Below are 13,536 nucleotides of genomic sequence, written 5' to 3' on the forward strand. Positions count from 1 at the left end.
GGCCGGGGCCGCCAGAGCCCGGCGCTGCTTCGCACCCGTGGCCTGACCGCTTTCGACCCAGAACCGACTTTATCCCCGCCCGGGGAGGCAAGGCAAGGTTTTGGCCCAACCAATCTGTATCAGCTAGAGATGTCCTTGCGCTGGAACCACCACGCCGCTGCCGCGCCGAACACGAGCGCCCAGAGAAGACCGGAGAGCACGGCGGCGGCAACGGGGGCAAGATCGGTCGGGGCGGTGAGGAACTGGCTGAACGCCGTCGAATAGTGGGTGGGCAGCACGACCCGGAGGTCTCCGAGCGTCGGAATCGAGTCGAGCAGCCGCGACAGGATCGACACCAGCACCACTCCCCCTGCGGCGGCGAGCGGCGAGTTCGACACGACCGTGAGCAGCGTGCCGAGTCCTGCCGCCCAGAGCAGAACAGCGGCTCCGGTCGCGGTCGCGAGGCCGAGCCTGCCGAGCGAGTCGGCAAGACCGAGCACCGGGCCGCCGGGCACGTGGATGCCGCCCGGCCCGTAGGAGAGCACCCCGACGACGAGCGCGACGAGGGTGAGCGCCACCAGCCCGACGACGAGCAGCGTCGAGGCGACGGCGACCTTGACCGCCAGCAGGCGGAGCCGCGGCACCGGGATGGTCAGCAGGTACTTCAGCGTCGACCGCGACGCTTCGCCGGCGATCATGTCTCCGTACAGCAGGGCGGCGATCAGCGTCATCAGGAAGCCCTGGGTGAGCTGCAGCACGAAAGCGGTGAAGGTGCCGCCACTCGCCTGCGCGAGGGCGACGAGAGCGGATGCCGTTCCCCCGCTCGACGCGGCGCTGCTGTTCGTGGGCGGTGCGCCGCCGATGAGCAGGGCGACCCGCACGATGACGGGCAGCAGCACGAGGATGAGCAGCACGATGCGCACCCGCCACTGGCTGAGCTGGCGGGCGAGCTCGACCCGGAACGGCATCGCACCGCGACCCCGACGCGCTGCGGCGGCATCCGGTGCCCCAGAGGCATCCGGTGCCCCAGCATCCGGTGCCCCGGGGGCCCGCCCGTCGCTCCGGATGCTCATGCCGACGGCTCCGTCGCGCCGATGAGAGAGAGGAACGCCGTCTCGAGCCGGCCCCCGCCGGCGACCTCATCGACCGCACCGCTGGCGACCACTCTGCCGTGCGACATCACCACGACGTGGGTGCAGGTGAGCTCCACCTCGCCGAGCAGATGCGAAGACACGATCACGGTGCGGCCTCCTTCGGCGTAGCGTCGCAGCACTCCCCGCAGTGCGGTGATCTGCGGCGGGTCGAGCCCGTTCGTCGGCTCGTCGAGAATGAGCAGGTCGGGCATCCCGAGCATCGCCTGGGCGATCGCCAGGCGCTGCCTCATGCCCTGGCTGTAGCCGCGCACCGGCTTCGCGATCGCGCCGCCCAGGTCGGCGACCGCGAGGGCCTCGTCGAAGCGGGCCTCGGCGCGCGGCCTGCCCGTCGCCGCCCAGTACAGCTCGAGATTGCGGCGACCGGAGAGGTGCGGCAGAAACCCGGGGCCCTCGATGAAGCAGCCGACGCGGGCGAGCACAGGGGAACCCGGGGCGATCGGCACGCCGAAGGCGAAAGCGATGCCGGTGTCGGGCCGGAGCAGCCCCGTCACCATGCGGAGCGTGGTGGTCTTGCCGGCCCCGTTCTCGCCGAGAAGGCCGAGCACCTGGCCGCGTTCGACCGTGAACGAGACGTCGTCGACCGCCAGGAACCCCGAGCGGAAGCGCTTCGTCAGCCCCTCGATCTGCAGGGCGGGTGTGGGCGTGCGTGTGGATGCCTCGCCCGTGGGCACCGCCGGTGTGTCGAGCGAGGGCAGCTCACGCTCGCCCCGCGCCCGGCGCCGGCGAGCCACGACCATCCCCCCGACCACCAGCAGCACGGCGGCCAGGAGTGTCGCCGCGATGCCGAGGAGCACGCCGGGCTGCGGTTGCCCCTCGCTGCTGTCGACCGCAGCGGGCGCGACCGTCGGCAGGCTGATCGGGCCGGCCACGGCAACCGTGTAGGCCGCCGGCTCTGTCGCACCCGAGAACTGCGAGTCGGTCGTGCGCAGGGTCAGCACGAGGTGGTCTCCGGCGGCGAAGCTGTAGGCGGTGGCGGGCAGAGTGACCTCGACGGTGGCTCCGTCGGCGGGCAGCACGAGCCGGAGGGGCGCGACCCCGCCGGGCAGCGCGCGCACCGTGTCGCCGCTCTGCACCGCCAGCTGCGCATAGAGCAGCGCCTCACCCGCAGCCGTCGTGGGCACCGCCGGCGCGATGCGGAGCGGCACGGTGGCCGCGCCCGCCAGCACCACGGGTGCCGCGAGCGCCGGCGAGACGAAGCGCGCCCGCTCGGCCGGCGGATCGGCGGCTCCGAGCAGAGCGGAGGCCGCGAGCCCTGCTGCGCTGCTGGTGTCGAGCCCCGGGATGCCGGTCACCGAGGCCGGTTCGCCGCCCGGCGGGTTGACGACGGTGGTCTCCGGCCCCGCCAGCGTGATCTGCTGCCGGGCATCCGCCCCGCCCAGGCCCGGATAGGCGGCGGCCGTGAAGGTCTGAGCGAACGTCGTGGCGCTCGGCGGCACCGCGTAGCTGAACGTCGACGGAACGGGGAGGTCTGCCGCGAGGTGGTCGGCGAGCCACGATTCGATGATCGTGTCGGTACCCCCGATGCCTCCCCCATCGTGACCGCCGTTGAACCAGCGCACCTGCACCGGGGCGCCGGCCGCCGCGAGCTGGCGGGCGTTCGCGTCGGCCTGGTCGAGGCCGAACAGGTTGTCTTGGATGCCCTGCAGCAGCAGGGTCGGGGCGCGCATGCCCGACAGAACCGTGGCGGGCGACGAGCGGGCCAGCAGCGCGAGGTCGGCTGCGCTCGGCTGGGCGCCGGAGATCAGGCCCTGGTAGAGCGCGCAGAACGCCGGCGTGAACCGGCCGCACGGGTTCGCGGGTGCTCCGTCAGCCGCGGGCGCGATTCCGGCCCCGTAGAGGCGGGCGGCCCAGCCCGCCTTGAAGTCGCGGAGGGCGGTCGCGGAGCCGGCGCCGGTCGCGGACGCGGTCGCGGTCGCGGTCGCGGAGCCGCCGGTCGCGGGCGCGGTCGTCGCCTGGTCGCCCAGCACGGTGGCCGCCGACGTGGGCACGAGTGCCTGGGCGAGGTCGTTCCAGGTGATGGCGGCGACGACGGTGTCGACGCGGGGGTCTGTCGCTCCGAGCATCAGCGCGAGGGCGCCGCCGTACGATCCGCCGACCACGCCGACGACGGGGTCGTCACCGTCGGTCTTCTGCACGGTCGGCTCACCGGCCAGAACGTCGACGAGGGCCCGGGCATCCGGAACCTCACCGTCGAGGGAGTCGAGACCGATCGACCCGCCGGACTGTCCGAACCCGCGGGCGGTGTAGGCGAGCACCACATAGCCGTCAGCCTGCAGTTCGCGGGCCTCGGGGGCGAGGTCGGTCTTGGTCTGGCCGAAGCCGTGAGCCAGCAGTACGGCCGGCGCCGGGGTGGTGGCGGGGGTGTAGAGGTCGACATCGAGCGGGATGCTCGCGCTGCTGCCGGGCGATTCGGGCACCTGCACGAAGAACGAGCGTACGCCGCCGCCGTCGCCGGTGGTGGCGGGGGTCGCGGTCGCGTCTCCGCCGGCCGGGGTCGCGTCGCCGCTGGCCGGGGTCGCGGGTCCGTTCGAGGCGGTCGAGGCCGTGGCGGCGGGGGTCGCAGCACCGCTGGCGGGAACTGCGGTCGCGCCCGCCGTCACGGCGAAGATCGAGGCCGCGAGCGCCACCGCGGCCAGCCGGGTGGCCCACGGCATCCGACGCCGCCTAAGCACCGGCACCGCTCGCCGCAGGGCCGCTCTCCGCGCCGGCAGCGCTCCCCGCGGGGTCGCCGGCAGCGGCGGCGGCGCTCGCAGCCGGGCCGCCCGCAGCGCGGGCACGGGCGGCGGCGTCCGCCCGCTGCGCCTCCTCGTAGAGGCTGTCGAAAGACGCCTTAGGGTCGCGCACCAGCGCTGCGCTCACGGCGGCATGCAGCCGCACGCCGCTGCGGTCATCCGTTCGACGAGCCTCGAGCAGGGGCAGCGTCACCTCGCCGAGCACGGCCAGGGCCCGGCTGAGGCTCTGGCGGGTCTCCCGCGAGCCGCGGCCCAGCTGGCTGACCAGTTCGGCGGCGAGCCCCGCCTCCTGCCCTGCTGGCACGAGGCCAGCCGCGGTGCGCCACGCACTGCGGGCGACGCTGTCGTCGGGGTCGCGCAGCAGCTCTGTGCTGATGGCCGACCACCCCCGGGGGTCGCCGATCTTCGACAGGGTGTGCAGGGCCTGGCTGCGCGCCTGCGGCACGTCGGAACCGACCTCGTAGACCAGCCGGGGCACCGTGCGCGCGGCGGGATGCCGCAGCAGCGCCCAGGTGAGCATGTCGCGCACGAAGAAATCGGGCTCGACGGCGCATCGCTGAACCAGCACCTCGACGAAGGCCGGGTCGGGGCGGGTGCCCGCGGCGAGCGCGCTCTGCAGCCGATCCGACGACGACGCGGTCTGCAGCGCCCGCCTCAACCTGTCGGCGGGGCCGGTGGAGTCGGTCGGGGTCATACCCTCCAGTTAATACCGTTCGGCGGGACTCGGAGCCCCTATCGACGAACCGGTTGGGCGTATCTGCTGAGGATCTGCGAGAGACCCGCCCCCTCGTCGGGACCGAGGTCGCCGAGCGCGCGGTTCTCGACCGCCAGGATGTGCGCATCCACGATCTGCGACGCTGTCGCCGCGTCGCCGCGTTTCAGCGCCTCGACCAGCCGGATGTGTTCGTCGAGACTGTCGTTCTGGGGATGCGCCTGGCCGTGCACCGCGAGGATGAGCGTGGTGCGGCCCACCACCTCGAAGACGTACCGGCGCAGCAGGGAGTTGCCGGCCATGTCGGCGAGCAGGATGTGGAACTCGGCGCCGAGGCGCACGGAGAGCTTCTGGTTGCCCTCGTCTGAGGCGGTGCGTTCCGCCGCGATGTGGGCTTCGAGGGCGGCCTGGCTGTCGGCATTCCACCGCTCGGCCACCTGGCGGGCGACCTCGCGTTCGAGGGCGCGGCGCAGTTCAAACGCCTCGCGGGCATCGGCGGTCGTCGGCTGCGCCACGGTCGCCGACTTGGTCTTGCCGATCTCCACGAGACCTTCGAGAGCCAGCTGTGCGAGCGCGGCCCGCACGAGCGTGCGACTGACGCCGAAGTGCTGGCCGAGATCCTCCTCCGGCAGCTTGACCCCGGGTTTCAGGGCGTTCTCCATGATGGCCTCGCGCAGGGCCGAGTAGGCGGTCGCGCCGCGATTCGGTCGCGAGCCACTGTCGGAGGTGTGTGCGTCGGTCACAGCGGCAGTCTACCGAGCGGGGTCCCCAGCGGCGCCGAATTGTGTTCGTAACGTATGCGAAACACAGACTTTACGTATACCAAACACCTGTTTGTCGCATACTTGACCCATGGCATCCGAGACACAGACCCTGACCGAACGGGTCACCCTCCACCTCAACCAGCAGCAGCGCCAGCTCCTCGCACGGAGTGTCGAGGCCGGCGAAGCACCGACCCTCGCGGCGTTGGTCGAGCGCGCCGTGAACGAGACGGCGTCAGGGGCGCTCTCCACCTTCCCCGTTCCCGCGGTCTCTGGGCGGCCCCTCCGCTGGCGCGACGACATCGAACCCGCCGACCGCACGCACCGCGAACTGCTGGAGGAGTTCGTGCTGCAGCCGGGCACCGGCAGAGCCATCGAGATGAAGGCGGGAGAGATCCTCCGCATCGAGCAGATCGACGGGGCGCAGTGTGTCGACTTCAACTGCTTCAACCTGCACGACTACCGCGAGTTCTTCCACACCGGCCGCACGCGCACGCTGCACGGCATCAACCCGGGCGCGGGCGACTTCCTCTGGTCGTCACCGCCCCGCGAACGGGCGATGATGTTCCTGCTCGACGACACCGCGCACTGCAACGACGTCGTCTTTCCGCGCTGCAGCGCGAACCTCTACGAGTCGGCCTACGGCTACGCCTCGCACACGAACTGCGCCGACATCCAGGCCGAGGCGCAGCGGGAGTACGGCCTCACTCCCGACGATGTGCACGACTCGTTCAACTTCTTCATGAACACAGCGATCGTGAACGGGCTGCCGGTGATCGACCGGCAGAGTTCTGTCACGGGCGACTCCGTCGAACTGCTGGCGGTGATGGATGTGCTGGCGGTTCCGAACGTCTGCGGCGCCGACATCATGAAGACCAGCAACTTCTCGATCAAGCCGGTGAAGATAGAGCGGCTGCGGGCATCCGACGCCGACCTCGACCGTGTGCCCGCGCTCACCGCCTACGACACCCAGCGCACCGTGGCGCAGTTCCGCCAGCCGATCATCCGCTCACAGCGCGAACTGACCCGCGATCCCGACTACGTGCCCCGGTTCACGAACGCGCCGATCGTCTACGACGCCGTCGAGGTGGAGGTGGATGCTGCAACCTCCGGCCTGCTCTCGGAGCTGTGGCGGCGCGAGCTCTACAGCGACAGGGGCGACGCGCTCCGCGATGTCGTGTTCGCGTGGTGGGCGGCGACGCACACTCCATGAGCGTCGACATCGATTTCAGCGAGCTCGGCGAGTACGAGCGCTACAAACTCATGGCGAGCCTGATCGTGCCGCGGCCGATCGCCTTCGTCACGACGGTCGACGCCGCGGGGGTCACCAATGCCGCCCCGTTCAGCATGTTCTGCATGCTCGGCGAAGAGCCGCCGCTGTTGCTGGTCAGCCTGAACAGGGCCGCGGGCGGCGGCCAGAAGGACACCGCCCGAAACATCGACCTGAACGGCGAGTTCGTCGTGCACATGGTCGATGAAGACCTGGCCGAGGCGGCCGATCGCAGCAGCGCATCGCTGCCCTACGGCACGAGCGAACTCGAGGCGCACGGGCTCAGCACCATCGCCTCGTCGCTCGTCGCCCCTCCGACGATCGTCTCGGCACCCGTCGCTTTCGAGTGCGTTCTGCACGAGAAGCTCGAGACGACCAGCCGCGAGATCTTCATCGGCCGCATCGTCTCGCTGCACACCCGGGGCGACCTGATCGACACCGACACCTGGCGCGTGCGCCTCACCGACTACGCTCCCGTGGCGCGTTTCGGCGCGAGCTTCTACACGACCACGCGCGACAGGTTCTCCCTGCCGCGCGACGGAACGCAGCCCGCCGCGCGCACGACGACGATCGATGAGCTCTGACCCCTGTTCCCACCCCGCCCCATCAAGAAGGAGCCCCACCATGCCCACCACCCGCTCTCGGCTGCTGCGTGCATCCGCCGCAACCGCCGTTCTGCTCACCTCCGCCGCGCTGCTCAGCGCCTGCTCCACGGCCGGCGCCTCGGCCGACGGTGCGGCACCGGTCTCCGACGCACCGATCGGTGCCGTCGACCTCTCGGGTGTCTGCCCCGCGAACATCGTCATCCAGACCGACTGGAACCCCGAAGCGGAGCAGGGCGATCTCTACCAGCTGATCGGGCCGAACCCGGTCATCGACTCGGGCAAGAAGGCGGTCTCCGGGCCTCTCTACGCGTCGGGCGCCTACACCGGGGTGAACGTCGAAGTGCGCTCGGGTGGGCCGGCGATCGGCTTTCAGACGGTCACCAGCCAGCAGTACGCCGACCCGACGATCACCCTCGGCTACGCGAACACCGACGAGGCCGTGCAGCTCTCGGCCGACCAGCCGGTGACCGCCGTGTTCGCGCCGTTCGAGGTGGGGCCGCAGATCATCATGTGGGACCCGGCGACCTACCCGAACGTCAAGACGATCGCCGACCTCGGAAAGACCGACGCCGTCGTACGCTACTTCGGCGGCGCCACGTACATGGACTATCTCACCGGCAGCGGCATCCTGAAGACGGCGAACGTCGACGGCAGTTACGACGGCACACCGGCGAACTTCGTTGCCGCGGGCGGAAAGGATGCCCAGCAGGGCTTTGCGACCGTCGAGCCGTACGTCTACCAGAACGAGGTGCCCGCCTGGGGAAAGCCGGTCGCCTTCCAGCTGATCAACGACGCCGGCTACCCCATCTACGCGTCGGCGCTCTCAGTGCGCACGGGTGACCTCGAGAAGATGTCGCCGTGCCTCACCAAGCTGGTGCCGATTCTGCAGCAGGCGACCGTCGACTACTACACCGACCCCGCGGCGACCGACGACCTGATCGTGAAGGCGGTCTCGGAGTTCAACAACGGCTGGGTCTACAGCGCCGGTGTCGCCGCCTACTCGGCCAAGGCGCAGGTCGACCTGGGCCTGGTGGCGAACGGCCCCGACAGCACGGTCGGCAACTTCGACCTCGACCGGGTGCAGAAGATCATCGACATCGCGACGCCGCTCTTCGCCGCGCAGGGCAAGACGGTTGCCACCGACCTCGCCCCGGCGACGATCGCCACCAACGAGTTCATCGACCCGTCGATCGGCTTCTGAGCCGCGCCCGCTCCTTGATCGCCGCGACCACCTCGGTCTTGGCATCGGAGTAGGCGTTCATGTCGCTCCACGGCCTGCTGAGCAGGGCCCTCTTCGTGTTCTCGTAGAGGGCCCTGTCTGCGGCATCGGAGCGGAGGTGGTCCCTGAACAGCAGGTACTCACCGACCGCGGGGTCGCCCCGTTCGAGAATGTGCACGTGCACGTCGCGGGTGGGGGTGCGCACGAGGCGATGCCCCGGCTCCCGCACCCTCAGCTCGTAGCCGGCGGCCAGCAACGCGTCGAGGTAGTCCTCCTCGGCGGTGATGTCGGGCACCGTGACGACGATGTCGACGATGGGCTTGGCGGCGAGCCCGACCACGGAGGTCGAGCCGATGTGCTCGATGCCCACCGCCTCCGCCTCCAGCGGCGAATGCTCGGCGAGCGCCGCCCGGATGCGCCGCTCGTGATCGAGGTAGAGCTCCGCCCAGCGCGCGTCGGAGGGCTGGAGCGTGACGGTGAGCGGCTCGGCTCCTCCGACGATCTCGACGGTGGTGACGTCTGCGCGACGCGGGGGCGGCGTGGGCGGTGACGGCGGTGACGCCGGCGGTAGCGGCGGTGTGCGATCGGGCACGGTGACTCCTTTCGACCACCGATCACGGTACTCGCCCTTCCGCGTGAACCCTCCGGCAGCCTCCGGCACCACCCCTCCCGCCGGCGGCCGAGTGGTCGTATTCTGGGCGCGCATTCGTCGAAAGGGCACCATGCGCATCCGTCATCCACTCGCACTGCTGGCCATCATCGCGAGTGCCGCAGCCGCAACCGGCTGCTCGGCCGCCCTGCCGTCTGCGGCGGCCGCGGCCGATGTCGCCTCCCGGTTCTCCGCGGCGATCGCCACCGAAGACGGGGCGGCAGCGTGCGGCCTGCTCGCCCCCGGCGCACTCCACACCGTCGAAGAGGCCACGGGCGCCAGCTGCCCGACGGGCATCCTGTCGCTCGATCTTCCCAGTGGCGGGCCGGCGGTGGGCGACGAAGCGTATGGGCGGGCGGCCGTCGTGCGGCTGGAGAACGACACCGTCTTCCTGACCATAGCCGGCGGGCAGTGGGCGGTTCGCGCTGCGGGCTGCACTCCGAACGGCGACGCCCCCTACGACTGCACTGTGACGGGGGACTGAGATGCGCACCCTGTTCGGCACGTACCTCGGGCTCATCGCGCTCGGGCTGGTCTTCATCTTCACGATGGGGCTGCTGCACCGATGAGCGCCTTCCAGCGCGCGAGCGCCTCCCAGCGCGTGAGGGCCTTCAAGCGCCTGAGGGCCTTCCTGCGCGACAACGGCCTGAGCACCGCGTTCCTGCTGCTCTTCCTCGGGGCGCTGGCCGCCCAGTCGTTCGCCGGCCACGCCACCTTCAACGACACCCAGGTCAGCGACGGCCTCGAACAGATCGGGTACCTGCAGTACGTCACCTCGTCGAGCTTCGCGGCCGACGTCGCCGAGAACTGGCAGTCCGAATACCTCCAGTTCTTCCTCTACATCGCCGTCACCGTCTGGCTGGTGCAGCGCGGCTCGCCCGAGTCGAAGAAACCCGGTGAGGAGGGCCCGGGATCGGATGCCGACCAGAACATCCACGCGTCGGCCACGCCCTCCTCGCCGAGGTGGGCCGCGGCAGACGGGTTGCGCCAGACGCTCTTCTCGAACTCGCTGCTGATCGTCATGGGCAGCATCTTCGTGCTCTCCTGGCTCGCCCAGTCCGTCGCCGGAGTCGTCGCATTCGACGAGCAGCAGCTGAACAGCTACCAGGCAGCGGTGAGCTGGGCCGAGTACCTCATCGAGCCCGACTTCTGGAACCGCACGCTGCAGAACTGGCAGTCGGAGTTCCTGGCCGTCGGCAGCATGGTCATCCTCTCGGTGTTCCTCCGTCAGCGCGGATCCCCCGAGTCGAAGCCGGTCGGGGCGCCCCACGACGACGCCCGTTAGCGAACCCACCCACGAAAGTCACCCCCTGCCCGGCGCCGTCTTTGGTGCCTACCGTGGCTGCTGTGTCGGGGCGGGTCGTACCGCGGCCGTTCGTCAGGCACACTCCACCACCGACGAGAAGGAGAGTGACGTGTACTTCCACAAGCAGGAATTACAGTACAACGCGACCCCGGCGAAGCCCGATGCCGTGTACGCCCGCAAGATGCAGGAGATTCTGGGCGGCCAGTACGGCGAGATCACCGTCGCCATGCAGTACGGTTTCCAGGCGTTCAACGCCCACATCCCGGGCAAGTACCGTGACCTCCTCTACGGCATCGGCGCCGAGGAGATCGGTCACGTCGAGATGATCGCCACGATGATCGCCCAGCTTCTGGAGAAGGCCCCGCAGGGCATCTCCGACGACGCCATCCAGGATGACCCCGCCGTCGCGGCGGTCGTCGGCGGCATGGATGTGCAGCACGCCATCGTCGCGGGTGCAGGCGCCCGGCCGGTCGACAGCAACGGAAACCCGTGGCAGGGCTCCTACATCACGGCGAGCGGCAACCTGCTCGCCGACTTCGTCGCCAACGCGAACGCCGAGATGCAGGGGCGGCTGCAGGTCGCCCGCATCCTGCACCAGACCGACGACGCCGGCGTGCGTGACATGCTCGGCTTTCTGACCGCCCGTGACACGGCGCACCAGAACCAGTGGATCGCTGCGGCGCAGGAACTCCGCGAAGAGGGCTACGAAGACATCCCCGTGCCGAACAAGCTGCCCCGCGAGAAGGAGTTCGAGCCCGTGGAGTACCAGTTCATCAACTTCTCCGACGGCGCGCAGGCCGGCGAGGGGGCCTGGGCGAACGGGCCGACGCCCGACGGTCGCGGCACGTTCAGCTACGTCGAGACTCCGGATGCCGGAGTACCGATGCCGCCGCCCACCATCCCCGACCCGCGGTACTTCGGCACGACGCCGCTGCCGAACGCGGCCGAGGTGAAGCAGGCCGCGAAGAAGGACCGCAAACACCAGGAGTAGACCGGCACGGGGTGCCGGCGCTGCACGCCGGTGTCGGCATCCAGCACCCGCCACCAGGAATGAAGAAGGCCCCGAGACGGCGAGATCTCGGGGCCTTCGTAGCGGGAGCGGGACTTGAACCCGCGACACCACGATTATGAGCCGTGTGCTCTAACCACCTGAGCTACCCCGCCAAACCCCGGCCTCTGACGAACCGGGGTGGAGCCCCCTGTGGGAATCGGACCCACTACCTCTTCCTTACCAAGGAAGTGCTCTACCAATGAGCTAAGGGGGCGCGCAACAGCGCCCGAGGGGCGGCTTTTGGCACCGTAAGAGAATAGCATCACCCAGCGCCGGAAAAAGACCGGGCCGACCCCATTAGGGTTTTAGCATGACAACCGAGCTGAATCCCGACATCGGCGAGCCCACAGAAACAGTGACGCTGGGGTCGGTCGACCCCCAGACCCTGGTGGCGACAGGTTCCGAATGGTGGCGCTCCGCCGTCATCTACCAGATCTACCCGCGCTCGTTCGCCGACTCCGACGGAGACGGGCTGGGCGACCTCGCCGGCATCACCGGGCGGCTGCCCGCCCTGAAAGAACTGGGCGTCGACGCCATCTGGCTCTCGCCCTTCTTCACCTCCCCGCAGCACGACGCCGGGTACGACGTGGCCGACTACTGCAACGTCGACCCGCGCTTCGGCACGCTCGCCGACTTCGACACCCTGCTCGAAGCGAGCCACGCCGAAGGCATCCGCGTGATCGTCGACCTCGTTCCGAACCACACCTCGTGGGACCACGAATGGTTCAAGGCCGCCCTCGCCTCGCCCGAGGGCAGCGAGGAACGCGACCGCTATATGTTCCGCGACGGCCTGGGCCCGAACGGCGACACTCCCCCGAACAACTGGGAGTCGGTGTTCGGCGGCCCGATGTGGAGCCGCATCACCAACCCCGACGGCACGCCCGGTCAGTGGTACCTGCACATCTTCGACATCTCGCAGCCCGACCTGAACTGGGAGAACGAGTGGGTGCGCGCCCAGTTCCGTGACATCCTGCGGTTCTGGCTCGACCGCGGCGTCGACGGTTTCCGGGTGGATGTCGCGCACGGCCTCATCAAGGAGGCCGGCCTGCCCGACTACACGCCGCCCGCAGAGGCCGGCAGCATGGGTGGGGGCGCGATCCCGCTCGAGGTCGAACCCGAAGACGTCGACGACATCCCCACCCCGCCCTACTGGGCACAGGACGGTGTGCACGAGATCTACCGCGACTGGAACGCCGTGCTCAGCGAGTACGAGGGCGAACGCGTGCTCTGCGCAGAGGCCTGGGTCGAGCCGCTGAACAAGCTGGCCCGCTGGGTGCGCCCCGACGAGATGCACCAGGCGTTCAACTTCACCTACCTCTCGGCGAACTGGTCGGCCGACGAGCTGCGGCTCGTCATCGACACCTCCATCGCCTCGTTCGCGACCGTCGGCGCGCCGAGCACCTGGGTGCTCTCGAACCACGACGTCATCCGGCACGCCACGCGGCTCTCGCTCGGCCCGGGCCACCTGCAGGGCGACGGCATCGGCCCGCGTGACGAAGACCGGCCCGACCCGGTCGCCGGCGTGCGCCGTGCGCGTGCCGCCTCTGCCGTGATGCTGGCACTGCCCGGCAGCGCGTACATCTACCAGGGCGAGGAGCTCGGCCTGCCCGAGTCGATCGACCTGCCCGACGCCGCCCGGCAGGATCCGACCTGGTTCCGCACGCACGGCGAGCGCTACGGGCGAGATGGATGCCGCGTGCCGATCCCGTGGGAGGCCGGCGCGCCGAGCTACGGCTTCGGCCCGGGCTCGGCGGCCTGGCTGCCGCAGCCCGAGGGCTGGGACATGTACGCTCGCGACTCGCAGAGCGGGGTTCCCGGCTCGACGCTGGAGCTCTACAAGCTCGCCCTCGCCCTGCGCGGGGAGCACGACCTGGGCTTTGGCCGGCTCGGCTGGCTCGACGACCTCGGGTTCGGCAGCGACGTGCTCGCGTTCACGAACCAGGGCATCACCGTCATCGCGAACACGGGCACGACACCCGTCGAACTGCCGCTCGAGGAGCTCGGCGAGCTGCTGCTCGCGAGCGACCCGGTCACCGAGGCCGTGCTGCCCCCCGACACCACGGTCTGGCCGCGCGCCTCGAGCCGCTGCTGGCCACCC

General features: G+C 70.2%; 12 protein-coding genes and 2 tRNA genes. 7 read left to right on the top strand and 7 right to left on the bottom strand.

Annotation, left to right across the window (positions count from 1 at the left end):
* Positions 1-119 precede the first annotated feature (119 nt).
* The 4 genes from C5B96_RS10345 to C5B96_RS10360 are packed head-to-tail and all read right to left on the bottom strand — an operon-like array spanning position 120 to position 5,320.
* On the bottom strand, positions 120-1,052 hold the full coding sequence (locus C5B96_RS10345) for an ABC transporter permease (protein ID WP_104245291.1): 933 nt from the start codon (positions 1,050-1,052) through the stop codon (positions 120-122).
* Positions 1,049-3,787: an alpha/beta fold hydrolase gene (locus C5B96_RS10350; protein ID WP_104245292.1), complete on the bottom strand. Its 2,739-nt coding sequence runs from the start codon at positions 3,785-3,787 to the stop codon at positions 1,049-1,051. Before C5B96_RS10350 ends, C5B96_RS10345 begins: the two co-directional genes overlap by 4 nt.
* Before the next feature lie 10 nt (positions 3,788-3,797).
* Positions 3,798-4,559 (bottom strand): HEAT repeat domain-containing protein, encoded by a 762-nt coding sequence (locus C5B96_RS10355; protein WP_104245293.1) that lies wholly within the window; start codon positions 4,557-4,559, stop codon positions 3,798-3,800.
* Positions 4,560-4,597: 38 nt separating this feature from the next.
* Positions 4,598-5,320 carry a GntR family transcriptional regulator gene (locus tag C5B96_RS10360; RefSeq protein ID WP_104245294.1) on the bottom strand — a complete coding sequence of 241 codons (723 nt, stop codon included), beginning with the start codon at positions 5,318-5,320 and terminating at the stop codon, positions 4,598-4,600.
* A gap of 109 nt (positions 5,321-5,429) precedes the next feature.
* Here C5B96_RS10360 and C5B96_RS10365 point away from each other — a divergent pair, with 109 nt between their 5' ends.
* From C5B96_RS10365 to C5B96_RS10375, 3 genes are read left to right on the top strand one after another with little or no spacing between them, the layout of a single operon-like run.
* Positions 5,430-6,551: an urea carboxylase-associated family protein gene (locus tag C5B96_RS10365; protein WP_104245295.1), complete on the top strand. Its 1,122-nt coding sequence runs from the start codon at positions 5,430-5,432 to the stop codon at positions 6,549-6,551.
* A complete protein-coding gene (locus C5B96_RS10370; RefSeq protein WP_104245304.1) occupies positions 6,548-7,192 on the top strand; it encodes a flavin reductase family protein in 645 nt (214 codons plus the stop codon). Before C5B96_RS10365 ends, C5B96_RS10370 begins: the two co-directional genes overlap by 4 nt.
* Positions 7,193-7,232: 40 nt before the next feature.
* Positions 7,233-8,414, top strand: coding sequence for an ABC transporter substrate-binding protein (locus tag C5B96_RS10375; RefSeq protein ID WP_233189123.1), 1,182 nt, complete (start codon positions 7,233-7,235; stop codon positions 8,412-8,414).
* On the opposite strand, the gene C5B96_RS10380 is transcribed toward C5B96_RS10375, so the two are convergent.
* Complete coding sequence (locus C5B96_RS10380) at positions 8,389-9,024, bottom strand: GrpB family protein (protein ID WP_233189124.1); 636 nt, start codon at positions 9,022-9,024, stop codon at positions 8,389-8,391. The two genes, C5B96_RS10375 and C5B96_RS10380, sit on opposite strands and share 26 nt — an antisense overlap.
* Positions 9,025-9,067: 43 nt before the next feature.
* Between C5B96_RS10380 and C5B96_RS10385 the strand changes: the two genes are divergently transcribed.
* The 3 genes from C5B96_RS10385 (at position 9,068) to C5B96_RS10395 (ending at position 11,378) form a co-directional block, all read left to right on the top strand.
* Entirely contained in the window at positions 9,068-9,565 is a 498-nt protein-coding gene (locus C5B96_RS10385) for a hypothetical protein (protein WP_199176622.1), read from the top strand.
* Between the two features lie 81 nt (positions 9,566-9,646).
* The gene (locus tag C5B96_RS10390) at positions 9,647-10,366 is read left to right on the top strand and encodes a DUF6766 family protein (protein WP_233189125.1); all 720 of its coding nucleotides are present in this window, start codon (positions 9,647-9,649) and stop codon (positions 10,364-10,366) included.
* Positions 10,367-10,496: 130 nt separating this feature from the next.
* A complete protein-coding gene (locus C5B96_RS10395; RefSeq protein WP_104245298.1) occupies positions 10,497-11,378 on the top strand; it encodes a manganese catalase family protein in 882 nt (293 codons plus the stop codon).
* 99 nt (positions 11,379-11,477) lie between these two features.
* On the opposite strand, the gene C5B96_RS10400 is transcribed toward C5B96_RS10395, so the two are convergent.
* Positions 11,478-11,551, bottom strand: a tRNA-Met gene (locus C5B96_RS10400).
* A gap of 26 nt (positions 11,552-11,577) precedes the next feature.
* Positions 11,578-11,652: transfer RNA gene (locus C5B96_RS10405), tRNA-Thr, on the bottom strand.
* Positions 11,653-11,748: 96 nt separating this feature from the next.
* On the opposite strand from C5B96_RS10405, the gene C5B96_RS10410 reads away from it, so the two are divergent.
* Positions 11,749-13,536 (top strand): glycoside hydrolase family 13 protein (locus tag C5B96_RS10410; RefSeq protein WP_104245299.1); only part of this gene is annotated, 1,788 nt, incomplete at its 3' end.

The organism is Subtercola sp. Z020 (assembly GCF_002931235.1).
Classification (GTDB): Bacteria; Actinomycetota; Actinomycetes; order Actinomycetales; family Microbacteriaceae; genus Subtercola.